Genomic DNA, 26,934 nt, shown 5'->3' with positions numbered 1-26,934 from the left:
AGAACCGTCTAAGAGCCGCTCTAAGGATGCGCAGGCCCCGCCCGCACGCGGGCCAGCGCCTCGGGCACATCGCGCCACGCCGGGCGGCCGGGGGCGTAGCGCTGGCGCATGTAGCCCGCCAGCTCGGTGATCTGCGCGTCGCTGAGCGCATGGCCGAAGCCGGGCATGAAGCCAATGTCCCGCGCGGCAGGCTCGCGGATGCCGTGCACGATGACCTGCAGCAGGTTGTCGGGCCGGTCGCTGTGCAGGTTGCTGTTGAGCGCCAAGGGCACGTTCACGCCCAGCAGCTTGGGCCCGTCGCCGTCGTGGTGGCAGGCGGCACAGGCACCGTCGAACAGGCGCTGGGCCTGGCCAGGCTGCGGGGCCAGCGCGGCGGCCTGGGCCACGGCGATCTGGGCGCGCTGCTGCGGGTCAGACACAGGCTGGGCGGCTGGCTGGGTAGCAGCGTCTGTCGCGGTGAACGAGGCCAGGTAGCCCGCCATGGCGCGAATGTCGTCGTCGGGCAAGTGGGCGAGCTCGCGCACCACGGGTGCCATAGGGCCGGAGGCGCTGCCGTGCTGCGGGCTGTGGCCGTGGCGCAGGTAGGCGTAGAGCGCATCAGCCGTCCAGGGCACGGGCGCCTTCGACAGGCCGGTGAGCGCAGGCGCCTCCCAGCCATCAATCATGGCGCCCGAGAGGAACGCAGCGCCACCCAACTCGGCCCCCAGCGCATTGCGCGGCGTGTGGCAGGCACCGCAGTGGCCCACGCCCTGCACCAGGTAGGCGCCCCGGTTCCATTCGGGGGGGCGGTTTGGGTCCGGCTTGAACGGCGTGGCGTCGTGGAACAGCGCGTTCCAGCCGGCCATGAGGGGGCGCACGCTGAAGGGGAAGGTCAACTCGGTCTTGGGCACCTCGGCCCGCACTGCGGGCTGCGCCATGAGGTAGGCGTACAGCGCCGTGAGATCGTCGTCGCTCATCTTGGCGAACGATGTGTAGGGGAAGGCGGGGTACAGGTGCTTGCCGCCCTGCGAGATGCCCTCGCGCATGGCGCGCTGGAAGGCACTGAAGGACCACTGGCCGATGCCGGTCTCGGCGTCGGGCGTGAGGTTGGTGGTGTAGACCTTGCCAAAGGGCGTTTCCATGGCGCGGCCGCCCGTGTTGGGCGTGCCGCCGGGGGCGGTGTGGCACACCGCGCAGTCACCCGCAGCGGCCAGCAGGCGGCCACGCTCGATGGTGGCGGCGTTGTAGACCGACGCGCCTGCCGTCTGCACCACGGGCGCGATGGAGGGGCGCCAGCCCAGCAGCGCTGCGCCCATGGCGATGCCACCAGCGACCAGAGCCAGGGCGCGTGCCCAGGGGCTGCGTTTTGCGGTCCATGTGGCGCTGGCGGGCACGGTGGGCGCGGGCAGCTCCAGCGTGGGCAATACCTCGGCGGGCTCGGTGGGTGGGGTCCCGCCTGCTGCGGCCTCGCCTGCGCCACCAGGCAAGGGGTTGAGCCCAGCGCGCACCACCTCGGGCGTGAACGGCGGCGCACGAAAGCGCACGCCCGTCGCATCAAAAATCGCGTTGGCAATCGCCGCCGTGCCCGGCACGGACGACGACTCGCCCGAGCCCAACGGCGCCTCGTCCTGCCGGGGCATGTGCATGACCTCGATGACCGGCACCTCGCGGAAGCTCAGGATGGGGTAACTGCCCCATTCGCGGTTGTCCACGGCCTGCTTGACGGGCTCAAAAGTCACCTGCTCCTTGAGCGCGCGGCTGGTGGTCTGCAGCACGTTGCCATGCACCTGCTGCTCCACACCGGCGGGGTTCACCATCAGGCCCGCGTCGTGCCCCACCACCACGCGGCGCACGTGCACCTCGCCGGTCTTCTTGTTGACCTCCACATCGGCCACCCAGGCGGCCCAGGCGGCGCCAAAGCCGGGCCACTTGCTGTGGATGTAGCGGGCGTACGCAAAGCCCTGGCCTTGGACCCATTCACCGCTGTTGTCAGCATCCAAGGGGCGCTGCTGCGGGCCGGTGCGGCGAATCCAGCCCGCCTTTTCGGCCGTGGCCTGGACCAGCTCGGCAGCGCGCGGGTCGTTCAGCAACTGCAGGCGAAACTGCACCGGGTCCACACCCGCTGCCGTGGCCAGCTCGTCCACATACGACTCGTGCGCAAACGAATTGGGCAGCGCCGACACGCCGCGCAGCCACGATGCGCGCACGATGGGCGGCATGTCGTTGACGGCCACGCGCAGGTTGTCGTACTGGTAGGGCGGGCGCGCCGTGCGGTCGCCCATCTCGTAGGCCTGGGCCACGGGTTCGATGGTGCGGGTGAGCAGCAGGGCCAGCGTGGGCGCGCCGTTGGAGGGGTAGGAGGTCTCAAAGTCGTACGCCGCCACGGTGCCATCGGCCTTGAGCCCGCCGCGCACCTGCATGAGCTGGGCCGTGCCCTTGGGCTCCCACAGGTGCTCCTGCTCGCGCGTGAGCTGCACGCGCACCGGGGCGCCCACGGCACGCGAGAGCAGTGCGGCATCGGCCGCCACATCGTCGGCCCCGTTGCGGCCATAGCAGCCTGCGGCCTCCATGCGGATGAGGTCGATGTCCACATCGGGCAGGCCCATCAGGCGGGCCAGGTCGGCGCGCAGCACATGGGGGTTTTGCGTGCCGGCCCACACCGTCATGCGCGGGCGGCCTGTGCTGTCATCACTGCGCCATTCGGCCACCGCGCACGACGGGCCGATGGAGCCATGCATCTGGTACGGCCACACATAGGTGCGCGGCATGGGCTGGCCGTCGGCAGACAGCGCGGCCAGGGCGCCCTCCACATCGCCCTCGTCCACCAGGCGACGCTGCGTGGCGGGATTGGCACGGATGGCCTGCTCCAGCGCCTCGGCGCTGTCCTGGCGCGGAAAGGCCGGCCAGTCCTTCCAGCGCACATTCAGCTCGCGCAGGGCTTGCTCGGCCTGTTCTTCGCGCTCGGCGACGATCCCCACGAAGTCGCGGATCACCACCACGGCGCGGATGCCGGGGATGTGGGCGATGGACTGCTGGTCCACCGATTCCAGCGTGTTGCCGATGAAGTCACCATGGTCGGCCCCCGCATACGGCGGGCGCACCACGCGGCCGTGCAGCATGCCGGGCACGCGCATGTCGTGCACAAACACCAGCTCGCCGCTGACCTTGGCGGGGATGTCCACGCGCGGCACGGACTGGCCGACCACGGTGTAATCGGCGGCGGCCTTGGTGGGCGTGGCGTCCATCAGCTCCAGCGTGGTGTGTGCGCCCGCCAGCAGCGCGCCGTAGGCCACTTGGCGCGACGGGTCTGCCGTGACCTGCACCACACCTGCACGCACCTGCAGTGCCTCCACCGGCACGCCCAGCCGCTCTGCGGCCTGCGCCACCAGCCAGTGGCGTGCCTGCGCAGCGGCGATGCGCAGGGGCTTGGCATGGATCTGGATGGACGCGCTCGCGATGGTGGCACCCTGGTTGGGCGCGCGCGTGGTGTCGCCCAGCACCATGTTCACCTGCGCCAGCGGCACATCGAGTTCTTCGGCCACGATCTGCGCGAGTGCAGTGCGGATGCCGGTGCCCAGGTCCACATGGCCGTTGAGCGCGGTCACGCTGCCGTCGTCCCACACGGCGATCAGTATCTCCACGCCCTCGGCCGGGTTGCCCGCCACCAGCGCGGGCTGGCCCTTGACGGGCGGTGGTGCGGGCGGCGGGTTGCGCACCACCAGCAGCACGCCCTGGGCGGCATGGAAGTCGGCGCGGGTGAGCGGGCTGTGGGCGCGCAGGGGCGCGGCGTTGTCAGGTGTGGCGCTCATGCCTGGGCCTCGCGCATCAGCACCGCCGCGCTCAGTACGGCGCGGATGATTTCGACATGCGTGCCGCAGCGGCACAGGTTGCCCGACAGCTCGCGGCGCACGGCCGCTTCATCGGGGTCGGGGTTGCGTTCCAAGAGGGCCACGGCCATCATCACCATGCCATTGAGGCAATAGCCGCATTGCGCGGCCTGCTCATCCACAAAGGCCTGCTGCACCGGGTGAAGTCCTGCGGTGCTGCGGCAGCGCCCGGGCAGCCCCTCCAGCGTGGTCACCTCGCGGCCCGCCACGCCCTGGGCGGGAATCACGCAGGCCCGCGCGGCAAATCCATCTACGAGCACCGTGCATACACCGCACTGCCCCAGGCCGCAGCCGTACTTGGGGCCGTTGAGCGACAGGTCGTTGCGCAGCACGTGCAGCAGCGTGGCGCTGGCCAAGGTGCTCTGCGGCAGGGCAAACGGCTGGCCATTGATGACGACCGGAGAGGGTGAAGCGGGCGCGTGCATGTCTCGGTGGGGTGCTCTCAGTCAGCGTCGCAGCGACCCGGTGCGCGTGTACATCTCCAGGTCCACAAAGTTGGAGCCATTGTGGTTGCCCGGGCCATACACCAGCGGAAAGTCCCCGATCTTGGTGGTGCCCATGTCTTCCATGGCCTTGATGAAGCCTTCGCGCGTGAGCGCTTTGCCTGCGCGTTTGACACCTTCCACAAACACGCGCGCGGCGATGTAGCCCTCCAGCATGGTGTAGCTATCGATCTTCTCGCCCGCGTCCGCGCGGTCCTTGCGGTAGTCGGCCACGATGGCTAGGCGGCTGGCCTGCGGCGAGGGCACGATGCTGGCTGTGACCAGGCCTTCGATGCCGCCGTTCAGGCGCTGCGCAGAGCCCGGTGCGTCGGTGATGCCCACCGAGATGGTGTACAGCGGCGACGCTGCGCCTGCGGCCCGGTAATCGCGCAGGAACACCTCCACCATCTTGCCCGCCATGATCATCACCACCGCGCCCGGCTGGGCCTTGGTGAGCTGCGCGACCTGGGGCTTGGCGTCGGTGGCGGCGATCTCCATGGGCACGGAATCGACCACCTTGACCTTCAGGCCCTGGGCAATCTGCAGGCAGGTGTCGAGGTTGGATTTGCCGAACGCGCTGTTCTGGTAGATGACGGCGATGTTGTTGATGCCCAGCGTGGCCAGATGCCCCACGATCTTGCGCAGCTCGGTCTCGTAGCTGGCACGCACGTGGAACAGGTAGCGGTTGTGCGTGGTGCGGAACGACGTGGTGCCCACCAGCGGCGCGAACATGGGCACGCCCGCTTTCTCCGCCAGGGGCATGGCGGCGATGAGGTTGCCGGTGGCCACATAGCCGATCAGGGCGAAGACCTTGTCTTCATCAATGAGCTTGGCCGTGTTCTCGGCCGTCTTCTTGGGCTCGTAGGCATCGTCGTGCGACACCAGCTCCAGCGTGCGCCCCTGCACGCCACCTGTCTTGTTGACCTTGTCGAACGCCAGCGCAATGCCCGCCTTGTAGTCCACCCCAAAATCCTTGGCCGGGCCGGTGAACACGGCCGACTGCCCCACCTTGATGCGGGTGTCTGTCACCCCGGTCTCGGCGGCTGCCGGGCCTGCGGCCCCTAGAGCAGCGGCGGCCAGTGTTGTCAGCACCGCACGGCGGTCGATGCTCCCCTCCTCCATCCCACGACATTTCATGAAACGCTCCTTACATCAAGTGCGCAAGTTTCCCTGCAAGCGGAGCGGCAGCGCAACCATTTCTGCGGGGTGTTGTGAATCCGTCAAACCCCGGCGCCGAAGCGCAGGGGCGGTGCGCCATCAGGCGACGTCGATATCGCTGGACTGGATGCGTTTGACGCCCTTGGCCTTCATGTTCTTCCAGGCCGCATCGAGCGATCCGTTGAGGTCGATGGCGCGGGTGGCGTCTTCGACCACATAGGTTTCGAAGCCCAGGCGTTTGGCGTCGAGCGCCGTCCAGGCCACGCAGAAGTCGGTGGCCAGGCCCGTGACAAACACGGTCTTGATGCCGCGTTGCTTGAGGTAGCCCGCCAGGCCGGTGGAGGTCTTGCGGTCGGCCTCTTCAAAGGCCGAGTAGCTGTCCACATGCTGGTGAAAGCCCTTGCGCAGGATCACCTGGGCCTTGGGCACCTGGAGGTCCTTGTGCAGGGCGGCGTCGTCGGTGCCCTGCACGCAATGATCGGGCCACAGCACCTGCTGGCCGTAACTGAGCTTGGTGGTTTCAAACGGCTTCTTGCCTGCATGGGTGCTGGCAAAGGAGGCGTGACCCTGGGTGTGCCAGTCCTGCGTGACCACCACGTTTTCAAACGCTGCGGCAATGCGGTTGATGACGGGCACCACCTCATCCCCCTTGGCCACGGGCAGCGTGCCGCCGGGGACAAAACAGTTCTGCACATCGACCACGATGAGCGCCGCTCGCTCACCGAGTTTGATCTTGCCTGCCGCCCAGCTGGCAGGGAAGCTGGCCCCGGCCACGGTGAGCGCGGCCGATTGAAGAAGAAAGCGACGACGTTGCGCAGTTTGCATGGTGAACACTCCGGTTGGGAACGCACTGACACATCGGCCACGGCCCGGTAGGGCCAGGGCCGGGGAACTTCTGCTTCAGACGCTGAGGTAGGCGCGCCGCACCTCTTCGTTGGCGGCCAGCTCTTCCATGCTGGCCTGGTAGCGGATCTGGCCCTTTTCGAGCACATAGGCGCGGTCGGACACCAGCTCGGCAAAGTGCATGTTCTGCTCGGACAGCAGGATGCTCACGCCCTGCTCCTTCAGCTCCAGGATCATGTGCGCCATCTGCTCCACGATGACAGGGGCCACACCTTCAGAGGGCTCGTCCAGCAGCACCAAGTAGGGGTTGCCCATGAGCGTGCGGGCCACCGTGAGCATCTGCTGCTCGCCACCGCTCATGCGGCCGCCGGGGCGCTGGGGCATCTCGCCCAGGTTGGGGAAGAGCTTGAACAGGCGCTCGGGCGTCCACACCGGGGCAGCCGTGCCGTCGGGCCAGGTGCGGGCGGGCTGGCGGCCCACTTCCAGGTTCTCCATCACCGTGAGGTCGGTGAACACGCGGCGGTCTTCGGGCACAAAGCCCAGGCCCAGGCGCGCGGCGTCGTGCGGGTCGGTTTTGGAGAGGTCTTTGCCCATGAACTGGATGCTGCCCTTGCGCTTGGCCAGCATGCCCATCAGCGTCTTGAGCGTGGTGGACTTGCCTGCGCCGTTGCGCCCCATCAGCGCCACGACTTCGCCCCGGCGCACGTCCAGGTCCACGTCGTACAGGATTTGCGCGGCGCCGTACCAGGCCTGCAGGCCCTTGGCCTGGAGCAGCAGTTCTTTGGGGTTCTGGGTCGTCATGGTAATGCCGCCTCCGCAGGGGCTGCGGCTTTCTTCTCAAACGTCTTGCCGGTGCCGAAGTAGACCTCTTGCACCTTGGGGTGGTCGCGCAGCTCCAGCGGCTTGCCCTCTGCAATCAGGCGCCCGCGCGCCAGCACGATCATGCGGTCGGCATAGGCAAACACCACGTCCATGCTGTGCTCAGTGAACAGCACAGCCATGTGGCGGTCGATCACCAGTTGTTTGGTCAGCGCCATGAGCTCGTTGCGCTCCTTGGGCGCCATGCCGGCGGTGGGCTCGTCCATGAGCAACAGCTTGGGCGAGTTGGCCATGGCAATCGCCAGCTCCACACGCTTCACATCGCCATAGGCCAGCACGCTGCAGGGCCGGTCGGCCTGCGACTTCATGCCCACCTGGTCGAGCAGCGCCAGGGCTTCTTCGCGTTTGTGGTCGGCAGCCCTGCGCCACATCGAGAACAGCAGACCGTCGTTGGAGATCAGTGCCATCTGCACGTTCTCCACCACCGTCAGCGATGCAAAGGTTTCGGCGATCTGGAAGGTGCGGCCCACCCCCATGCGCCAGATGTCGCGGGGCTTGCGGCCCACCAGCTCCTGGCCGTTGAGCTGGATGGAGCCGGCATCGGCGGGCAGCTGGCCATTGACCATGTTGAAGGTGGTGGACTTGCCTGCGCCATTGGGGCCGATGAGCGCCAGCAGCTCACCCGCAGCGAGTTCGAAGTGGATGCCGTCCACCGCCTTCACGCCGCCAAACGATTTGCCCAGACCGGTGACTTTGAGGAGGCTCATGCCGTGCCCTCCTTGGTGTTCTTGGCGTCGCGCATGTTGTCAAAAATCTGCTTGATGGTGCCCGCGATGCCCTGCGGAAACAGCAGCACCAGGATGAGGATGATGGCGCCCAGCATGGCGCGCCAGTAGTCGGTGTTGCGCGCCACGGTGTCATGCAGCCAGGTGAAGGTGACCGCACCCACCACGGGGCCAGCCAGCGTCTGGATGCCGCCGAGCAGCACCATCACCAACCCATCCACCGATTTGCCCACGGACAGCGACTCCGGCGAAATACTGCCCTTGGAGAACGCATACAGCGCCCCTGCCAGCCCTGCCGCCGTGCCCGCCACCACAAACGCCGCCCACTGCATGCGCTTGACGTCGATACCGATGGCGTCGGCCCGCAGCACAGAGTCGCGCCCCGCGCGCAGCGCATAGCCAAACGGCGAGAACAGCACGCGGCGCAGCCACCACACCCCCGCCCCCACCAGTGCCAGCGTGAGCCAGTAATACATGCGCTTGTCTGCCAGCCAGGCCGCAGGCCAGACACCGGTCAGGCCGTTGCTGCCCCCCGTGAAACTGTCCCACTGGTAGGTGATGGCCCAGGTGATCTGGGCAAAGGCCAGTGTCAGCATGGCAAGGTACACACCCGACAGCCGCACCGCAAACCAGCCGTAGACAAACGCCCCGGCGGCGGCCACCAGCGGCGCCACCACCAATGCGACCTCCATGGGTAGCCCAAGCGAGCGCACCAGCAGGGCCGCACCATAGGCGCCCAGCCCGAAGTAGGCGGCATGGCCGAAGGAGTGCATGCCCGCAGGCCCCATGATGAAGTGAAGGCTGGCCGCAAACAGCGCTGCGATCAGCAAGTCAATCAGCAGCACCGTGGTGTACGGTGACTGCGCGGTCAGCACCGGCGCTGCTGCCAGCAGCAGGCCCAGCACGGCGGCCGCCACCAGATAAGCCTTGCGCGGGCGACGCAACGGCTCCTCCTGCATACCCACATAGCGGCTGGGTGCCTGCGGCCGGCCGAACAGGCCCCACGGGCGCCAGACCAGCACCACCGCCATCACCAGAAAATCCACCACCAGGGTCAGCTTGGAAAACGAAACACTCAGGCCGAACACATCGACCACACCCAGCCAGATGCAGATGGCCTTGATCTCGGAGATCAGCAGGGCCGCGGCGTACGCGCCCGGGATGGAACCCATGCCCCCCACCACCACCACCACGAAGGCGGCACCGATGGTGTGCAGGTCCATCTCCAGCGTGGCGGGCTCGCGGGGCAGCTGCAGTGCGCCACCCAGCCCAGCCAGCATCGCGCCCAGCGCAAACACGGCCGTGAACAACCAGGCCTGGTTGACGCCCAGGGCGCTCACCATCTCGCGGTCTTGCGTGGCGGCACGCACCAGCGTGCCAAACCGGGTACGCGTGAGCAGCAGCCAGACTGCGCCCAGCACCAGCGGACCGACCACGATGAGGAACAGGTCGTAGCTGGGGAACTGCCGCCCCAGCAAGCTGACCGAACCTGAAAGGCCCGGCGCGCGTGGGCCCAGCAGTTCGTCAGGGCCCCAAAGCCACAGCACAGCGTCCTTGATGACCAGCACCAGGGCAAACGTGGCCAGCAGCTGGAACAGCTCGGGCGCCTTGTAGATGCGACGCAGCAGCACCACCTCGATCAGCGCCCCGAGCACGCCGACGATCAGCGCGGCCAGTGGCAAGGCCACCCAGAAGCCCAGGGCACCGCTCAGGCGCTCGACCAGCGAGTACGCGACATAGATGCCCACCATGAAGAACGAGCCATGGGCAAAGTTCACGATGCGGGTCACGCCAAAGATCAGCGACAGACCCGCCGCCACGAGGAACAGCGACGACGCGCTCGCCAGCCCGTTGATGAGCTGGACGATGAAACCCGAAAAACTCATGTTCGATAAACCCTGTAGGGCCTGTTCACACCGTTTTTGCCAGCGCGAAGGCCATGAAAGAAGCCGGCCGTGCTCCAGCCAACACCAGCCAGCACCCGCAGAACCGGGCGGTGCCGGACTGCAGGTAGCGCCTGCCGGGACCGAGGCGCGGCAGGCGCCTCAGACCTCAGAGGGAATCAATCAGCGCTTCGCGACTTCTTCACGTCGGCTGCGGACGGCTGGTACTTGGCATCAGCGCCATCCAGGTAGACGTAATCCACCATCACGCCCTTGCCGCCTTCGTTCTTGGTGCGACCGACAAACGCGCCCATGGTGGCCTGGTGGTCTTCGGGACGGTAGGTGATCTTGCCGAACGGGGTGTCCACCTGCAGACCCTTAAAGGCAGCGACCAGCTTGTCGGTGTCGGTGCTCTTGGCTTTGGCAATACCGGCCGCGGCCGACTTGATCATGCTGTAGCCCACCACCGAGCCCAGACGCGGGTAGTCCTTGAACTTGGCCTGGTAGGCCTGCTCGAACGCCTTGTGTGCGGGGGTGTTGATGCCGTACCAGGGATAGCCGGTCACCAGCCAGCCGTTGGGGGCCTCGTCTTTCAGGGGGTCCATGTATTCGGGTTCGCCCGTCAACACGCTGACCACCTCAATGCCCTTAAAGAGGCCGCGCGTGTTGCCTTCGCGCACGAACTTCGACAAGTCCGCGCCAAACAGCACGTTGAAGACGGCGTCGGGCTTGGCATCGGACAGCGCTTGCACCACGCTGCCGGCGTCCACCCGGCCCAGTGGAGTGGCTTGTTCGGCCACAAACTCCACGTCGGGCTGGGCGGCCTTGAGCAGTTGTTTGAAGGCCGCCACGGCAGACTGCCCGTATTCGTAGTTGGGGTAGACCACAGCCCAGCGCTTTTTCTTCATCTTGGCGGCCTCGGGCACCAGCATGGCGGCCTGCATGTAGGTACCAGGACGCAGGCGGAAGGTGTACTGGTTGCCTCCTTGCCAGGTCATCTTGTCGGTCAGCGGCTCGCCAGCCAGGAAGAAAAACTTCTTCTGCTTGGCGAAGTCGGCCACCGCCAAGCCGGTGTTCGACAGGAAGGTGCCCGCCAGCACATCGACCTTCTCGCGCGACACCAGCTCTTCAGCCACGCGAACGGCGTCGCCGGGGTTGGCGTTGTCGTCGCGCGTAATCAGTTCGATCTTCTTGCCATTGACGCCGCCCGCAGCGTTGATCTCATCGACCGCCAGCTCCATGCCTTTCTTGTAGGGCTCCAGGAAAGCAGGTTGTGCCTTGTAGCTGTTGACCTCGCCAATCTTGATCACGCCTTGGGCAAAAACAGGGGCCAGGGTGAGGGCCAATGCAGCCGCAGCCGTGGCACGCATGAGGTTTCGTCGCATCGTCATGGGGAGACTCCTGAAGGATGGTTGGAGAGAGATCGAACGGGGGTAAGACAGGACAGGTGAGTGTTGCGCGCGCGCCGGACTCAGCGCAGGCCGTCAACGCCTTTTATTTCAGAGGCCGTGAGGCCACCGACACGTGGCAACGGCCGCCCGCTGTCCGTCACGACAACGGCCACCACGATTTCATTGGCCCGCGGGGCATCGGCCACACGGGCTTCCATGGCGTCGAAATGGCTGCGCACGTAGGCGGCGTCCTTGTGGCCCAGGGGAACGTCGATGGCCGTGCCCAGGCCTCCCATCTTCTTGCTGGATGGGACCAGAGCGGCGCCCTTCTCGACCGCCACACGCAGGGGTGCGCCCAGCTTGGGGTGCAGGATGGCAGCGGCATGTTCCAGCTCGCCCGCCTCGCCCACGATGGCGGCCTTGCCGTAGCTCTGGGCTTGGCTGGGTTCAATGCCCAGGGCCTGCACGCAGCGAGCGCCCAGAAGACCGCCCAGCTCCTCGCCGATGGCGATGAGTTCGTCGAGGTTTTCCACATAACGTCCGGCAAAGGGGTTCTCGATCACGGCCATGGCCAGCGCCTTGCGCACCGGGGGCTGAACGTCACGCCCCATTTCCACGCGGACTTCGTCGGTCTGGACGATGATCTTTCGAATCTTGGCTGACATTTTTGGCTCCTTGGGGTCTTGTCTTGTTCGATGGTGTGCAGGTCGGCGCGCTGCTCAGCGCAGGCCGTTCCACTGGCTGATGTCTGCCGCCTGGAGCCCGCCGACACGGGCATGGATGCGCGGTCCCGTGGACATGGCAAGTATGAACACGATCTCATCGGCGGAGGGCGCGCCCGGAACACGCACTTCGATCGCGTCGAAATGGCTGCGCACGTAACTGGCGTTGATATGGGTCAGCGGCACATCCAGCGCCGCGCCGGGGCCGCCCACTTTCTTGGTAGAGGGCACGATGGACAACGCGTTGGCGGGCTGCCCCGTCTTCTCTTCGGCTTGGCCCTTGGCGTAGGCGTTGCGGTCGCCCTTCCAGCCCAGCAGTTCGCGCATGGCGTAGCCACCGGGCACATGCCACAGCGCGCCATGCTCCAGCTCGCCGGCCGCGCCCACGATGGCACCCTTGCCATAGGTCTCGATGCGCTCGGCGAGCACGCCCATGGCCTTCAGGAGGCGCTGGGCCATGTCCAGCCCCACGTCCTGCAGCGCGTCCATCATGGGGAGGATGTCGGGCTCGTACCGTCCCGCAAACGGGTTGGTCAGCACCGCGCCGATGGCACCACGCAGCAGCGGCACGTCGGCCACCGGCCCGAATTCGTGCCGGATTTCCTCAAGATGGGTGAAAACGCGTCGTATCTGGATCATTCTGGAGACCTGTGCAATTCGTTAAGCAAATACTGAACCAACTTCCGATTCCTTCTCTGCACCCCGCGGCAACGCCGCTCCCGTCAGGGCTTGGGGCGCCGAGGTCGCCACCCACTGGCCCTGGCATGCCAGCAGTGCAAACCACAGCAGGCCGCTGGACTGCAATTCTTGCGCTTTTTGCAGCCCCTGGTGCAAGGCCCGGCTCACCAGCTCTTTGGGCAAGGCGGGGACATCTACGGTGACAGGGATGACACCCAGGTCACTGTCGTCCCGCACCTGGTATGCGGGCCTGCGCACAATCCGCACATCGGCCACATTCACCGCGTTCGCCACGATGGTTGCCGCTGCATCGGCCTGCGCCGCCGTGCGCGCCAGCACCGTCACGCTGTCGGCAATGCCGAGCGACTGGCTGCGCCCGCGCCAGCCACTAGTGGCCACACCGCGCACTGGCATGGCGCTGTCGATGCGGATCTGTCCATCCAGTACGAGTCCGTTGCGCAACTGTGCAGCATTCAGTGCGGCGATGTCAGCGTACACCCCCACCGTGACCGACTGGCCCGGCGCCAGGTGCAGCGCAATGTCGCCGCCGTTGTTGATCCAGGCGCGGTCTATGCCCGGCTGTTCGTAGCAGGCCAGAATCTCCTGCGCCACCGCGCCCGCCACCGCCGCCATCGATGTGATGAAGCCTGCGCGATAAGGGCTGCAGGCGGCCCACATGCGGCGCGCCACCGCGCCCTGCAACGTGCAATGCGCACCCACCGGCGCCCGCAGGCCGGGGAGTTCATTCACCAGCTCCTGCAGCAGCCCTTCAAAACGCTGCCACGCACGCTCATGCGCCAGGGCCACGGCGTCGCGCGCCCCTTCGGCCTGGAGGATAAGGTCCATCGGGCCATGCTGGAAATGCCAACGGCCGTCGGACAGGAGATTGCGGCAAGCGTTCACGGCGCGACCCACTCAACCCAGCAGAGGTGGGCGACCCAGCGGCCACGGGTTGGCAGCGGGCAAGGTTTGCCACACGCGCGCCTGCGGGGCACCGTCGTTGTGCCACGCACCGCGCTCCAGTATGTCGCGCAGGCTGCGGATCTGTTCGGTGTGCCCGCCCAGCGCTTCGTAGTCCGCACGGCGCATGCTGAACTCGATGGGCGCCACGATGGCGGGCGTGGGCACGGTGCCAAAGCTGTTGTCTGGCATGCGCAGCACGTCGGCCATCACGGTGATACCGCCGCCCGGCCACACATAGGCCGGGGCACCGCCACAGGTCACGTTGACCAGCGCGTTCTTGATGGAGCGGGTGAGCAGCACCGGGTTTTCGGTCACCCCTGCGCGCAGGCTGCCGCCTGCACCGCCGAGGAACAGCACGGAAGCCAGCGAGGGCTCGCAGTTTTCACCAATGCGGTCCACGATGCGGCGCACTTCGGCGGGCATCTCGGCCTCCACCGGATGGAGTTGCGCGTCCAGCACGTACCAGGAGGCATGCTCCCCGGTGGTGGAGGTCATCAACAGGCGCAGCCCCGGCCAGGCCACGGATTCGTCCCAGCCCTCAATGATGGACAGCGGGTCAGCAATGTCGGTGCCGCCCCAGCCGGTGCCCGGGTTGGCCACCTGGAAGTAACGGCCCGGCGTGGACTTGCGCCCGCGCATCTGGATGCCCGATGGCTTCATGTCCAGGCAACGACCCGCCTGGTGCTCGGTGAGCACGCCGGTGATGTGGTCGTCCACCACCACCACCTCATCTGCATGGCCAAAGAACTGGCGCGCAAAGATGCCGATGGCCGCAGAACCGCAGCCCACACGCATGCGCTGCTCGGCCACGCCATTGACGATGGGCGCGCGCCCAGCCTGGATCACGAGCTGCGAGCCACCGTCGATGGTGAACTCCACCGCCTGCTTGTTGCCCAGGGCTTGCATCATCTCGGCGGTGATGCGGCCTTCCTTCTTGGTGCCACCCGTGAGGTGGTGCACACCACCCAGCGACAGCATCTGCGAGCCGTATTCGGCCGTGGTCACATGCCCCACCACCTCGCCCTTGCAGCGCACGTTGGCCTGTTCGGAGCCGAGGAAGCGGTCGGTGTCGATCTTCACCTTGAAGCTGCAGTAGCTGAAGATGCCCTCGGTGACCACGGTGACCATGTCCACGCCATCGGTTTGGGAGCCCACGATGAAGGGCGCAGGTTTGTAGTCAGGGTAGGTGGTGGACGATCCCACGCCTGTCACAAACACTTCTTCCGACAGCAATAGATCGCCGTTCCATGCGGGTTCAGGAGCCACTGCGGTCCCGGCACCTTCTGCAGCCTCGGCGCGGCCCGCAAACGGCACCAGCGTGGCCTCGCCGGATTCCAGCGTCTTGCGCAGCAACACCACCGGGTCCAGCCGCACCAGCACGCCCGCATGGTTGGCATAGCGGTCGCATGCACCGGCCCGGCCCTCGGAAATCTGGCACAGCACCGGGCACGCATTGCACTCGACCTTGGCAGCATTCATGCGGTCGTTGCGCGGTCGGGCGCGCTCCAGCACCTGCGGCAGATCTGGCGCATCCATGCCCGGCAGCCCATCGGTCTTGGTGTGTTCAGTCATCTTGACGGCCCATTCATTGCTCTTGTCGCAAGTGCTTGTATGCGCATTGCATTTTGTGTAGCATTCACTTAACTTAAATGTTGTGAACGCTACATTTGATGTCAATGTAGCGGAATCAATAAGACTCTGCAATGGTGTTTTCGCACCCCCAAAAACGGTGCATGAGGAGCCCCAAAATGACGCACGCAAAGACGAATGTCCGCATTTGGTGCCGACACCCGAACCAGGCTGTCCGGCGGCCTTCAACCACGCCGAGAAAGGTGTGTTTGCGAGATGCGGAACAATGGAGGGTTGCGAGCCACAAGCCATCCGGCCCGGAAACCTTGTTCTAAGGCGTTTCCAGGCCAGCACTTCAGCTGCTTTTTCGTATTTGCTTCCAACTTTTCCATCTAACGCACCATGAGCGCCTTTCTTGACGAACGCGTCCTGACGGTCCACCACTGGACCGACCGCCTTTTCTCCTTCACCACCACGCGCGACACCGCGCTGCGCTTTTCCAACGGGCATTTCACGATGATTGGCCTGCGCGGCGAGAACGGCAAACCCCTGCTGCGCGCCTACAGCATCGTGAGCCCCAACTACGAAGAGCACCTGGAGTTCCTGTCCATCAAGGTGCCCGACGGCCCGCTGACCTCGCGCCTGCAGCACATCAAGGTGGGCGACACCATCGTGGTGGGCAAGAAGCCCACGGGAACCCTGCTGATCGACTACCTGCTGCCTGCCAAACGCCTGTACATGCTCTCCACCGGCACGGGCGTGGCCCCGTTCCTGAGCCTGATCCGCGACCCCGAGACCTACGAGAAGTTCGAGGAAGTCATCCTGGTGCACGGTGTGCGCGAGGTGAAGGAACTGGCCTACCACGACTACATCACCCAGGAACTGCCGCAGCACGAGTTTCTGGGCGAGATGGTCACCAAGCAACTCAAGTACTACCCCACGGTGACGCGCGAGGAGTTCAAACACCAGGGCCGTGTGACCACCGTGATCGAAAACGGCCAGCTCGCCCGCGACCTGGGCCTGCCCGCACTCAACCCCGCCGAAGACCGCGTGATGATCTGCGGCAGCCCCGAGATGCTGCGCGACCTCAAGCACATGATGGAAGCGCGCGGTTTCAATGAGGGCAACACCACGAAGCCCGGTGACTTCGTGATCGAGCGCGCGTTCGCAGAGCAGTGATCCCCCGGCAGGCCCCTCCCCCGGGGCCCGCGTCATCCACCAGGACCCGCCATGTCTGCCACTCCCACCAAGACCCGGACCGCGTCCCCCCGCTCCGCATCAACCCGCAAGACGGGCGTGCGTGAACAGGCCGCACAGACCACGCGCGACAACATCCTGAAAGCGGCGACCAAGGTGTTCGCCCGCTACGGCTACGAAGGCGGCAGCGTGGAGAAGATCTCCAAGGCAGCCAAGTCCTTCGACCGGATGATCTATTACTACTTCGGCAGCAAGGAAGGCCTGTTCATCGAGGTGCTGGAAGAAACCTACCGGCGCATGAACGATGCGGAATCCAAACTGGATCTGGACACCGCCAAACCGGTCGAGGCACTGCAGGCCGTGATCCGCTTTGTGGTGGGCTACTACCGCAAGAACCCCGAGTTCATCACGCTGCTCAACACCGAGAACCTGCACAAGGGCAAGCACATCTCCAAGTCGATGCGCGCCCGCGAATACTCGTCGCCCGCCATCGAGGTGATCCGCCGCGTGCTCGAAAGCGGCCAGGCGCAGGGACTGTTCCGCAAAGACGTGTCGGCGCGCGACGTATACCTGCTGATCGCCGCCACGGGCTACTTCTACATGTCCAACCGGCACACGCTGTCGGCCTTTCTGGGCGAAGACCTGGAGACGCCCGATGCATTGGCGCACTGGGAATCCTTCGTCATCGACAGCGTGCTGCGCACCGTGGCGCCCGGCCCCAGCCTGCCCAAGGGCAAGGCAACAGCAACGGCCTGAATCGACAAGAGATTTTTCCCTGCGGAGCGCCGCATGGCGCCCCGCTCACCACCCCACGAGGAGAATCCATGGCAGAAGCAGCAGCCGGCGGCAAGTCAGGCAAGGTCGTCATCCAGAACATCGGTCTTTTGTTGTCGGGCGACCTGGACCGCCCCATCCTCGACGCCGACACCATCGTCGTCAACGACGGACTCATCGTGGCCGTGGGCCGCTACAAGGACTGCGACACCGACCACGCCAACACCGTGATCGACGCGCGCCAGACCTGCGTGGCGCCCGGTCTGATCGACAGCCACGTGCATCCGGTGTTTGGCGACTGGACGCCGCGCCAGAACCAGATCGGGTGGATCGACTCGACCATGAACGGCGGCGTGACCACCATGGTCTCGGCCGGTGAAGTGCACCTGCCCGGCCGCCCCAAGGACATCGTGGGCCTCAAGGCGCTGGCCATCACGGCGCAGCGCTCGTTCGACAACTTCCGCCCCGGTGGTGTGAAGGTGATCGCGGGCGCCCCCGTCATCGAAAAAGGCATGACCGAACAGGACTTCAAGGACCTGGCCGATGCCGGTGTGACCCTGCTGGGCGAAGTGGGCCTGGGCTCCGTCAAGGCGGGCTACGAGGCCCAGCAAATGGTGGCCTGGGCGCGCAAGCACGGCATCCAGAGCACCATCCACACGGGCGGCCCGTCCATCCCGGGCTCGGGCCTGATCGACAAGGACGTGGTGCTGGAGGCCGATGCCGACGTGATCGGTCACATCAACGGCGGCCACACCTCCCTGCCCTGGAAGCATGTGTGCGAGCTGTGCGAGAAGTCGTCCCGCGCGATCGAGCTGGTGCACAACGGCAACGAGAAGATCGCCATCCAGGCCGCCCGCGCGGCCATCGAACTCAAGTGCCCGCACCGCGTGATCCTGGGCACAGACGGCCCGGCGGGCTCAGGCGTGCAGCCACTGGGCATGCTGCGCATGATTGCGCTGATATCGAGCTTTGCCGACATCCCGGCCGAGCTGGTGTTCTGCTTTGCAACCGGCAACACGGCGCGCATCCGCAACCTGAACTGTGGCCTGGTCGAAGTGGGCCGCGCGGCCGACTTTGTGTTCATGGACCGGGCGCAGCACACTGCGGGCGCCACGCTGCTGGAGAGCGTGCAGCTGGGCGACATCCCGGGCATTGGCATGGTGATGATCGATGGCCTGGTGCGCTGTGGACGCAGCCGCAACACGCCGCCTGCGACCGAGATTCCGGTGGTTCTCTAACCAGGCTCAGGCAAGAAAGACAAAAGCCCGCATCTGCGGGCTTTTGTCTTTCTTGAAGCAGCTGACTCAGTAAGTGTCAGACACCCGCACCGCGCCCGGCTGAGGCTGCGGCTGGCCATAGGGGTCTGCGGCGCGCGCCTGACCCCCCTGGTCCACACGGAAGCCCTTGCCTTGCAGCACGACGGGCGTGCCCACCGCCGTGGGCTCAGCGCGCTGGAAGTGGCGCAGCGAACCGTCTTCCATGCGCACGGCGATCTGGTACACCGTGTGGGTGCGGCTGCGCTCCTCGACCTTGTGGCCCACGTAACCGCCGCCCACGGCACCCAGCACGGTGGCGGCGGTGCGGCCGCTGCCCTTGCCGATCTGGTTGCCTACCACCGCGCCCAGCACGCCACCAGCTACAGCACCCACGCCTGTGGCAGGGGCAGCCTGTTGAACGGCCTGCACGGACTCGACACGGCCGCAGCTTTGGCACAGGGGCGCCGCTGCACGCACGGGCTGCGCCACCCCTCCGGGGGCCATGCTGCCCGCCATGTCACCGGATCGGCCTGCGCTGCCACCCGCCTGCGGACGGTAGTTTGCTCCGCTATTCATAGCGCCTTGACCAGATACAACCGGCGCTTGCGCCCGCTTTTCATCAATGATCTGGGATTCGGGCGTGCGGGGGGCGGCCGCCAGAGTGGCGGGAGATGCCGCATCGGCCGCCGAGGGCGTGCGGTTTTGCATCACCAGAGTGGCGCCCAGGGCCAGCACGCTCACGCCCAGCACGCCAATGGCCGCCCACATCCATTTCATGGCCGAACCGGCAGGGGCTGCGGCGGTTGCGGGCGGGGTGGGAGTAGAAACCGTCAGGTTCATGGTCATTTCCTTGTGCAATGTGGTAGGAGGTGTCCGCAGGGCGGCGGGTGCGCGAGGAGGCTCGATGCGCCTGCCGGGGCGGGGGGCCGTGGTCGTTCAACGGGCCGGATGGTGCAAAGGTACACAGCCACAGGCACTGCGGTGCGGCCGCTTTGTAAGCGACCGTAAGCAGCGGTAAGCCGCCTATGGCTAACTTTGGCTCGCAGGGCCCCGAGCAATGGGCCCACTTGCATCGCAGGCCAGCGCCCGGGACACGGCCCGCGCCGCCAGCGGGGCCACGGCAATGCCCTGTGTTCCATGCAAAACCCACTGTTGCCAACATTTACAGCCCCTGCGCCCGCGCACGGGCCAATGCCGCCCACCGCGCCAGCGCCGCCGGGCGGCGGGGGCCCGAGTGCAGGGCATCCTCCAGGGCCTGGGCGCAACTGGCAGAAAACAGCAGGATGGCCGACGAAAAGTAGATCCACATCAGCAGCACCACCAGCGAGCCCGCCGCGCCGTAGGCCGACACCACGGCGGCGGTGGACAGGTACCAGGCCAGCAGCTGCTTGCCCACCGTGAACAGCGTGGCGCCCACCACGGCGCCCATCACCAGGTAGCGCAGCGACGGCTTGGGGCCCGCGCCGATGCGCATGAGCCCCACAAACAGCGCCACGGCCAGCCCGAAGGCAATGGCTTCGTTGACCAGCTGCAGCAGCGGCGCCAGGGGTGCCAATGCGGGCAGATGGGCTGTGGCCAAGCGCTGCCCGGCCCAGCCCGCCAGCAGGTGGATCAAGGTGGACAGCGCCAGCGACACCAGCAGCAAGAACCCCAACGCCAGCACATAAGCCAGCCCCCGCAGCCGCAGCGACGCCATGCGCCACCACGCGGCGCGCAGGGGCGGCGTGTAGCCCTCCTTGCGCCACAGCCGCTCCAGCGCGGACTGCAGCTCCACAAACACCCCGGTGGCCCCCGAGACCAGGACCCCAAAACCGATGATCGATGCCAGCCGCCCCTCTGAAGGCGCCCGGGCGCTGGTCAGGGCCTGGCGCACCACATCGGCCACCTGCTGGCCCATCACCGACTGCACCTGGGCGACCAGGCTGCTCTCCAGGTAGCTACGGTCCACCCACCAGCCCAGCACGCCCACCAGCAAGAGCAGCAGGGGCGCCAGGCTCAGCATGCCGTAGAACGACATGGCCGCGCTCATGCGCAGCCCGTCGGCGTCCAACCACATCTGCGCGGCGCGCCAGAACGGCTGCACCAAGCGCCACAGCGGCTGCAAGGGCTGGGCCATGCGGGCAAGCCAGGGGGTTGTCGCTAGGGGCGGGGAAGACTCGTTCATCCCCGCGAGCCTAGGGCCATGGCGCTCATCCGTCCATCCGCCGTGGCCGCAAGCGGGGGTAGGCGCCATCCCACACCCGGCGAGAAAAGCGGCAGCGCCCAGAGTTTCAAAGGTGACAGCGCCGGTTTTACACCGGGCGGGTGCGGGGCTAGCATGAAGCGCTGACCAATCGACCTGCACGGCGGCCACCGCCGCCTTCCCCGCCCCCCTTCACCCCACCCGGCGCGCCACGAGCCACCGGGACCCGGGATCGGGCATTCATTCACCTTCACCCTCTCTCTGCACGAAAGCGTTTTCTCCATGAGCGTCAAGCAACTCTTCGATCTCACCGGCCAGGTCGCCCTGGTCACCGGCGGCTCGCGCGGCCTGGGCCTGCAGATGGCCGAAGCCCTGGGCGAAATGGGCGCCAAACTCGCCATCACCGCGCGCAAGGCCGATGAGCTGGCCGAGGCCAAAAAGCACCTGGAAGGCATGGGCTACGAGGTGCTGACCGTGGTGAACGACCTGCAAAAGACCGAGGACATCCCCGGCCTGGTGGACCAGGTGGTCGAACGCTTTGGCACCATCGACATTTTGGTCAACAACGCGGGCGCCACCTGGGGCGCCAAGGCCGAGGACTACCCCGACGCCGCCTGGCACAAGGTGATGGACCTGAACGTGAGCGCGCCGTTCTTCCTGTCGCGCGAAGTGGGCAAGCGCTGCATGATCCCGCGCGGCAAGGGCTCGATCATCGTCACGGCCTCGGTGGCCGCGCTCAAGGGCACGCCCCCGGGCATGAACACCATTGCCTACAACACCTCCAAGGCCGCCGCGCTGCACTTTGCGCGCACGCTGGCGTCCGAATGGGGGCACTACGGCGTTCGCGTCAATGCGATCTGCCCCGGCTTCTTCCCCAGCAAAATGGCCAGCGGCCTCATCGAAAAGCTGGGCCCGGCAATGATCGAGCGCACGCCGCTGCGCCGCATTGGCGGCGAAGAGGACCTCAAGGGCGCGGTGGTGTTTCTGGCGTCCAACGCCTCTCGGCACATCACGGGTGAAAGCATCGTGGTGGATGGTGGCGCTAGCTTGATTTGAGCCCCCTGAGGCGCTGCGCGCCTTCCCCCTCAGGGGGACGACGGCCTTGGCTGCGGGGCGGCCCTTGCTGGCCGTCCCTCGCCTGAGTTGTGCCCTGTTTTGCCCGGCCTGTACCCCGCACGAATCAACCCAGAGTTCCGTATCCCATGTCCGACCGCCACCTCGCCCACTGGCCGCCCGGCCTGTCGCGCCACCTCACGCTGCCGCAGACGCACCTGTTCCACAACGCCGAGGTGTCGGCCGCGCGCTACCCGGACAAGCCTTTTCTGGTGTTCTACGACACGCTGGTGACCTTCCGCCAGTTCCAGCAGCAGGCCGAGCACATCGCAGGCTTCTTGCAGCAGGTGTGTGGCGTGAAGGCGGGCGACCGGGTGCTGCTGTACATGCAGAACAGCCCGCAGTGGATTCTGGCGTTCTACGGCATCCTGCGCGCCAATGCGGTGGTGGTGCCGGTGAACCCCATGAACCGCACCGACGAGCTTCGCCACTACGTGCACGACAGCGGCGCCACCGTGGCCTTTGTGCCGCAGGACCTGCACGCGCAGGCGCAGCCGCTGGTGGATGCTGCTGGGAGCGAAGGCAAGCTGAAGCACCTGATCGTGGCCGCCTACAGCGACTACCTGCAGGTGCCCACCGACCTGCCCGTGCCTGCTTTCGTCAGCGCACCGCGCCAGGCGATTGATGCCCCCGGCGTCACGCTGTGGAGCGACATGCTGGCGCAGCAGCGCTCCCCCGGCCCCATCACCACCGGACCCGACGACCTGTGCGTGATGCCCTACACCTCGGGCACCACGGGCCACCCCAAGGGCTGCATGCACACGCACCGCAGCGCCATGAGCACGCTGGTGGGCGGAGTGCAGTGGTTTGCGCGCACGCAGGATTCGACCTACCTCGCGGTGCTGCCGCTGTTCCACGTCACCGGCCTGTCGGGCAGCATGAACGGGCCGCTGTTTGTGGGCGCCACCGTGGTCGTGCTGCCGCGCTGGGACCGTGACGCGGCTGCCCAGCTCATCCAGCGCTACCGGGTCACGATCTGGCAGGCCATCTCGACCATGGTGGTGGACTTTCTGGCCAACCCGCGCATCGCCGACTACGACATCAGCAGCATCCAGGCCATACGCGGCGGCGGCGCGGCCATGCCCAAGGCCGTGGCGCAGCAGCTGAAGGACCTGACCGGGCTCGACTATGTGGAGGGCTACGGCATGTCTGAAACCATGGCCGCTACCCACATCAACCCGCCGCACCGCCCTAAGCCGCAGTGCCTGGGCATCCCGGTGTTCGACGTGGATGCGCGCGTGGTGGACCCGGCCACGTTCGCCGAACTGCCCCCGGGCGAGATTGGCGAGATCGTGGTGCACGGCCCGCAGGTCATGCGGGGCTACTGGAACAACCCGCAGGCCACCGCCGACAGCTTTGTGACGCTAGACAGCAAGCGCTTTCTGCGCACGGGCGACCTGGCGCAGGTGGATGAGGACGGCTACTTCTTCATGGTGGACCGGCTCAAGCGCATGATCAATGCATCGGGCTTCAAGGTCTGGCCCGCCGAGGTCGAGGCCATGATGTACGCCCACCCCGCCATCCAGGAGGTGTGCGTGATCGCGGCGCACGACGAGCGCCGGGGCGAGACCGTCAAGGCCCTGGTCGTGCTGCGCGACGCCTTCCAGGGCAAGGTGAGCGAGCAGTCCATCATCGACTGGAGCCACGAACACATGGCCGCCTACAAAAGCCCGCGCATCGTGCAGCTGGTGGACAGCCTGCCCAAGTCCGGCACGGGCAAGGTGCAATGGCGCGAACTGCAAGAGCAGGAACGCAGCCGCGCGGCCAATGCGACGCCCTGAAACCCGCATTCAAGGTCTGCCAGATTTGCTCTGTTTTTGATAGCTGCCAGCGTAATTTGCACTAGCGCTACCGGCCAAAATTACCTCAAAACCCACTTCCACCCGCCATGAACCCCACCGCCCTCGCCCGCCTGCGCTCCGTGCTGCAAACCCATGTGGACCAGGGCCTGCTGCCCGGTGCCGTGGCCCTCATCCACCACCGGGGCCACACGGTGCTGCACACGGCGGTGGGCCACCAGCGCCCGCCCAGCGCCGAATCGGCGGTGCCCGCCATGGCGCCCGACACGGTGTTCCGCATCTATTCCATGACCAAGCCCATCGCCTCGCTGGTGGCGATGATGCTCATGGAAGAAGGCCGCCTGCTGCTGTCGCACCCCGTGGCGCACTACCTGCCCGCCTTTGCCGGCCAGCGCGTATACGACGAAGCCACCGGCACCACCGCCCCCGTGCAGCGCGAGGCCACGGTGCACGACCTGCTGCGCCACACCGCCGGCCTGAGCTACGCATGGGAGGCCGGCACCGTGCCCGACGCCTACCGCGCCGCCCGCATTGGCTCGCGCCGCCACAGCAACGCCGATCTGGTCGCGGCGCTGGGGCCCTTGCCCCTGGTCCACCAGCCCGGCACCTGCTGGGAATACAGCCGCGCCACCGACGTGCTGGGTGCGGTGCTGGAGGTGATCGAGGGCGAAAGCCTGGGCGCCATCCTGCTGCGCCGTGTGTTTGGCCCACTGGGTATGCACGACACGGGCTTTTCGGTACCGGCCGCGCAGCAGCACCGCCTGGCCGAAGCCTTTGAGCGCGACCCGCAAACCGGCCTTGGCATGCCGCTGATTGAGGTGACCGCGCCGCCCGTGTTCGAGTCGGCCGGTGGCGGGCTGGTGTCTACCGCCAGCGACTACGCGCGCTTCTTGCAGCTCATGCTGGGCCGGGGCACCGCCCCCGGGCCCGACGGCCCCAACGGCCTTGGCGCCCCTGTTCGCCTGCTGGGCCGCGCCACGGTGGACTTCATGACCGCCGACCACCTGGGCAGCCTGCCCGTGGCGGGCGACATCCTGCCCACCGGCTACGGCTTTGGCCTGGGCGTGGCCGTGCGCACCGCCACGGGCCAGGCCACCCGCCCCGGATCGGCCGGGCACTACAGCTGGAGCGGCCTGGGCGGCACCTTCTTTTTTGTGGACCCGGCAGAAGACCTGTTCGCCATCCTGCTCACGCAGGCGCCCGGCCAGCTGCGGTATCTGTGCGAGCTGTATCCGGCGTTGGTGTACGCAGCACTGTGATTCGGACACCGCCCTGAGGAGCTTCGCGCCACGGGGCTGCCCCCAGAGGCGGCAGCTCTTCAGGCCGTCCAAGCCTGCGCAGGCAGGCTCGGAGCCGCGGCCCTCAGCCCCCGCTCTCGCGCTGCGCGCGGGCAGGGGGACGACGCCCTCGCTGCGGTGCGGCCCTTGCTCGGCGTCCACTGGTCTGGGTCGCGCCAGTTGCGAAGGGCGTGCCGGACATGCGGTGCGCGGGGGCAGGCTTACACTCGGCCTCCAGTCACGGCACGCGACACAGCTCCACCCGCAGTGCGCAAGCCCGTCCCCCAGACCTCTTTCTTGAACCTATGCAGATTCGCTGCGCACTGGTCGGCATGCCCGGCTCGGGCAAATCCACCGTCGGCCGGCAACTAGCCCACCGGGCGGGCGTGCCCTTCATCGACCTGGACCACCGGCTGGAACAGACCCTGGGCACCACCATCCGCAGCTTCTTCGAGGCCGAAGGCGAAGCCCGCTTCCGCGACATCGAGGCCCAGGTGCTGGCCGACGTGGCCCGCCAGCCCGGCGGCATGGTTCTGTCCACCGGCGGCGGCGCTGTGCTGCGCCCCGAGAACCGCGAGGTGCTGCGCCAGTTCGGCAACGTGCTGTACCTGCGCGCATCGCCCGAAGAAATCTACAAACGCGTCAAACACGACAAGACCCGCCCCCTGCTGCAAGGCGGCAACCCCATGGACAAGCTGCGCGACCTTTACGCCCAGCGCGACCACCTGTACCGCGAGACGGCCCACTACGTGATCGAGACCGGGCGGCCGTCCGTGCACACGCTGGTCAACATGGTGATGATGCAGTTGGAAATGGCGGAGAGTGCGGGTGGGGCGGGGTCGCACTGAAGGACAAGGCAGTGCGGGGTCCGGGCGCGGTTTAAGACTTATCGATTCAGACAACCAACGGCAGATAGTAGCCACGAGCAGTCATTGCTAGAAAGCGAAAGCAGACATCAACGCCAATGGCGTCCAGAAGCCTACCAAGCTAGATTTCATGTTCGTGGTCATCCACGTAGTAAAAGTCAAGATCCAGCGCTAACCCTAGTTGAGCAGCTTTACGGACTTGTTCGCGGTCGAAGTGCATCCCGTGCCCGCTTGGCGGAAAGTAGCCCACGCACTGCAAAGTAAGGTCGTGCTCAACCCATAGCTGTCGGAGATCCGATGCTTTAGGCTGCAGCCGATGTAGAAGTGCGGCAATGTGCTCCGCTAGAGGACTGGTGTCGTCAAGGCCGCTATTCATTCGCCAGCTCATTGAGCTTCGCATCCTCCCGTTGCGCAGATTGGTGTCACCAACATTCCACGCTTCTGAAGGTCTTAGGCCGAGCAACGCTGTCACTTCCTCATGCGTGCCCGGCCCCGTGACATGAAAGTAGGCGTACTCACGGGTCGTAAGTGGTGGGGATGTCATGAGCTGTGTGTGGGACGGTGAAAATCCGCAAAAACCGGCTAACTTCAGTAGGCAAACTATAGCTAGGAACTGGCTGGGTTCAGGACACGAGCCGCCCTGTGATGAATCAATGATCGCTTTGCAGTGCTCTGATTCACTGTCGCCTTCGGGCCCATTCCAGCCTAGTCACAAAGGTCCAAAGCGGCACCACACAAACTGCCAAAATCTCGGCTCCACCCCGCTCAGCCCGAGCCCCCTCCCGCCCCTAACAGGAGCACCTATGTCCCCCAAAGCCACCCTCTGCCTCTGGTTCAACGGCACGGCGCTAGAGGCGGCGACGTTCTACGCGGCCACCTTTCCCGACAGCGCCGTGGGGCGGGTGATGCATGCGCCCGGCGACTACCCCGCAGGGCACCAGGGCGATGTGCTGACGGTGGAGTTCACGGTGCTGGGGATCCCGTGCCTGGGGCTGAACGGCGGTCCGGCCTTTACGCACAGCGAGGCGTTCTCGTTTCAGGTGGCGACAGAGGACCAAGCCGAGACCGACCGGCTGTGGAACGCGATTGTGGGCAACGGCGGGCAGGAGAGCGCTTGCGGCTGGTGCAAGGACCGGTGGGGCTTGTCGTGGCAGATCACGCCACGGGTGTTGACCCAGGCCATCAACGACCCCGACCGCGCAGCGGCCAAGCGGGCCTTTGACGCGATGATGGGCATGCGCAAGATTGATGTGGCGGCGATTGAGGCGGCGTGGCGCGGATGAGGGGGTCGCAGGTTTTTGCACTTTGCCC

The 26,934-nt window shown here is 66.5% G+C and carries 23 protein-coding genes; 8 read left to right on the top strand and 15 right to left on the bottom strand.

The features are described from left to right. Window positions 1-20: 20 nt before the first annotated feature. From C8C99_RS15980 to C8C99_RS15925, 12 genes are all read right to left on the bottom strand, one after another. On the bottom strand, window positions 21-3,788 hold the full coding sequence (locus C8C99_RS15980) for a molybdopterin cofactor-binding domain-containing protein (protein WP_108626276.1): 3,768 nt from the start codon (window positions 3,786-3,788) through the stop codon (window positions 21-23). Beyond that, window positions 3,785-4,291 carry a (2Fe-2S)-binding protein gene (locus C8C99_RS15975; RefSeq protein WP_108626275.1) on the bottom strand — a complete coding sequence of 169 codons (507 nt, stop codon included), beginning with the start codon at window positions 4,289-4,291 and terminating at the stop codon, window positions 3,785-3,787. Before C8C99_RS15975 ends, C8C99_RS15980 begins: the two co-directional genes overlap by 4 nt. A 21-nt stretch (window positions 4,292-4,312) precedes the next feature. Beyond that, window positions 4,313-5,485, bottom strand: coding sequence for an ABC transporter substrate-binding protein (locus tag C8C99_RS15970; RefSeq protein ID WP_199226434.1), 1,173 nt, complete (start codon window positions 5,483-5,485; stop codon window positions 4,313-4,315). A 120-nt stretch (window positions 5,486-5,605) separates the two neighbouring features. Beyond that, window positions 5,606-6,331 carry a bifunctional nicotinamidase/pyrazinamidase gene (gene pncA / locus C8C99_RS15965; RefSeq protein WP_108627203.1) on the bottom strand — a complete coding sequence of 242 codons (726 nt, stop codon included), beginning with the start codon at window positions 6,329-6,331 and terminating at the stop codon, window positions 5,606-5,608. Between the two features lie 75 nt (window positions 6,332-6,406). Further along, window positions 6,407-7,150 (bottom strand): ABC transporter ATP-binding protein, encoded by a 744-nt coding sequence (locus C8C99_RS15960; protein ID WP_108626274.1) that lies wholly within the window; start codon window positions 7,148-7,150, stop codon window positions 6,407-6,409. Continuing rightward, on the bottom strand, window positions 7,147-7,935 hold the full coding sequence (locus tag C8C99_RS15955) for an ABC transporter ATP-binding protein (RefSeq protein ID WP_108626273.1): 789 nt from the start codon (window positions 7,933-7,935) through the stop codon (window positions 7,147-7,149). Before C8C99_RS15955 ends, C8C99_RS15960 begins: the two co-directional genes overlap by 4 nt. Further along, entirely contained in the window at window positions 7,932-9,839 is a 1,908-nt protein-coding gene (locus tag C8C99_RS15950) for an ABC transporter permease (RefSeq protein ID WP_108626272.1), read from the bottom strand. Before C8C99_RS15950 ends, C8C99_RS15955 begins: the two co-directional genes overlap by 4 nt. 176 nt (window positions 9,840-10,015) lie before the next feature. Continuing rightward, complete coding sequence (locus C8C99_RS15945) at window positions 10,016-11,227, bottom strand: ABC transporter substrate-binding protein (protein WP_015012054.1); 1,212 nt, start codon at window positions 11,225-11,227, stop codon at window positions 10,016-10,018. 80 nt (window positions 11,228-11,307) lie between these two features. After that, window positions 11,308-11,892 carry an amino acid synthesis family protein gene (locus tag C8C99_RS15940; RefSeq protein ID WP_108626271.1) on the bottom strand — a complete coding sequence of 195 codons (585 nt, stop codon included), beginning with the start codon at window positions 11,890-11,892 and terminating at the stop codon, window positions 11,308-11,310. A 54-nt stretch (window positions 11,893-11,946) separates the two neighbouring features. Continuing rightward, window positions 11,947-12,588, bottom strand: coding sequence for an amino acid synthesis family protein (locus C8C99_RS15935; RefSeq protein ID WP_108626270.1), 642 nt, complete (start codon window positions 12,586-12,588; stop codon window positions 11,947-11,949). Window positions 12,589-12,609: 21 nt separating this feature from the next. After that, complete coding sequence (locus C8C99_RS15930) at window positions 12,610-13,530, bottom strand: UPF0280 family protein (RefSeq protein ID WP_108626269.1); 921 nt, start codon at window positions 13,528-13,530, stop codon at window positions 12,610-12,612. A gap of 12 nt (window positions 13,531-13,542) precedes the next feature. Then, window positions 13,543-15,162, bottom strand: a complete 1,620-nt coding sequence (locus C8C99_RS15925; RefSeq protein ID WP_108626268.1) for a 6-hydroxynicotinate reductase — start codon at window positions 15,160-15,162, stop codon at window positions 13,543-13,545. Between the two features lie 399 nt (window positions 15,163-15,561). Between C8C99_RS15925 and C8C99_RS15920 the strand changes: the two genes are divergently transcribed. From C8C99_RS15920 to C8C99_RS15910, 3 genes are all read left to right on the top strand, one after another. Further along, window positions 15,562-16,338, top strand: a complete 777-nt coding sequence (locus tag C8C99_RS15920; protein ID WP_056643268.1) for a ferredoxin--NADP reductase — start codon at window positions 15,562-15,564, stop codon at window positions 16,336-16,338. A gap of 51 nt (window positions 16,339-16,389) precedes the next feature. Continuing rightward, complete coding sequence (locus tag C8C99_RS15915; protein ID WP_056643272.1) at window positions 16,390-17,112, top strand: TetR/AcrR family transcriptional regulator; 723 nt, start codon at window positions 16,390-16,392, stop codon at window positions 17,110-17,112. Window positions 17,113-17,180: 68 nt separating this feature from the next. After that, the gene (locus C8C99_RS15910; protein WP_108626267.1) at window positions 17,181-18,368 is read left to right on the top strand and encodes an amidohydrolase family protein; all 1,188 of its coding nucleotides are present in this window, start codon (window positions 17,181-17,183) and stop codon (window positions 18,366-18,368) included. Window positions 18,369-18,434: 66 nt separating this feature from the next. Here the strand turns inward: C8C99_RS15910 and C8C99_RS15905 are convergent, their stop codons facing one another. Further along, window positions 18,435-19,226, bottom strand: a complete 792-nt coding sequence (locus tag C8C99_RS15905) for a glycine zipper 2TM domain-containing protein (protein ID WP_108627202.1) — start codon at window positions 19,224-19,226, stop codon at window positions 18,435-18,437. A gap of 322 nt (window positions 19,227-19,548) precedes the next feature. After that, window positions 19,549-20,550 (bottom strand): YihY/virulence factor BrkB family protein, encoded by a 1,002-nt coding sequence (locus tag C8C99_RS15900; protein ID WP_056643279.1) that lies wholly within the window; start codon window positions 20,548-20,550, stop codon window positions 19,549-19,551. Between the two features lie 300 nt (window positions 20,551-20,850). Between C8C99_RS15900 and C8C99_RS15895 the strand changes: the two genes are divergently transcribed. The 4 genes from C8C99_RS15895 (at window position 20,851) to C8C99_RS15880 (ending at window position 25,605) form a co-directional block, all read left to right on the top strand. Further along, entirely contained in the window at window positions 20,851-21,624 is a 774-nt protein-coding gene (locus tag C8C99_RS15895; RefSeq protein WP_056057149.1) for an SDR family oxidoreductase, read from the top strand. Between the two features lie 146 nt (window positions 21,625-21,770). Continuing rightward, window positions 21,771-23,462 (top strand): long-chain fatty acid--CoA ligase, encoded by a 1,692-nt coding sequence (locus tag C8C99_RS15890; RefSeq protein WP_108626266.1) that lies wholly within the window; start codon window positions 21,771-21,773, stop codon window positions 23,460-23,462. A 107-nt stretch (window positions 23,463-23,569) separates the two neighbouring features. Next, window positions 23,570-24,739, top strand: coding sequence for a serine hydrolase (locus C8C99_RS15885; protein WP_108626265.1), 1,170 nt, complete (start codon window positions 23,570-23,572; stop codon window positions 24,737-24,739). A gap of 323 nt (window positions 24,740-25,062) precedes the next feature. Then, on the top strand, window positions 25,063-25,605 hold the full coding sequence (locus C8C99_RS15880; RefSeq protein ID WP_056643290.1) for a shikimate kinase: 543 nt from the start codon (window positions 25,063-25,065) through the stop codon (window positions 25,603-25,605). Window positions 25,606-25,744: 139 nt separating this feature from the next. Here C8C99_RS15880 and C8C99_RS24430 read toward each other — a convergent pair whose 3' ends face one another. Next, window positions 25,745-26,167, bottom strand: coding sequence for a DUF4279 domain-containing protein (locus C8C99_RS24430; RefSeq protein ID WP_108626264.1), 423 nt, complete (start codon window positions 26,165-26,167; stop codon window positions 25,745-25,747). Between the two features lie 259 nt (window positions 26,168-26,426). Between C8C99_RS24430 and C8C99_RS15870 the strand changes: the two genes are divergently transcribed. Then, entirely contained in the window at window positions 26,427-26,906 is a 480-nt protein-coding gene (locus C8C99_RS15870) for a VOC family protein (protein WP_108626263.1), read from the top strand. The last annotated feature ends 28 nt before the right edge of the window (window positions 26,907-26,934 follow it).

The organism is Acidovorax sp. 107 (assembly GCF_003058055.1).
Classification (GTDB): Bacteria; Pseudomonadota; Gammaproteobacteria; order Burkholderiales; family Burkholderiaceae_C; genus Acidovorax.
The sequence above is the reverse complement of the archived record's forward strand: the minus strand, read 5'-3'. Positions and strand labels throughout refer to the sequence as shown.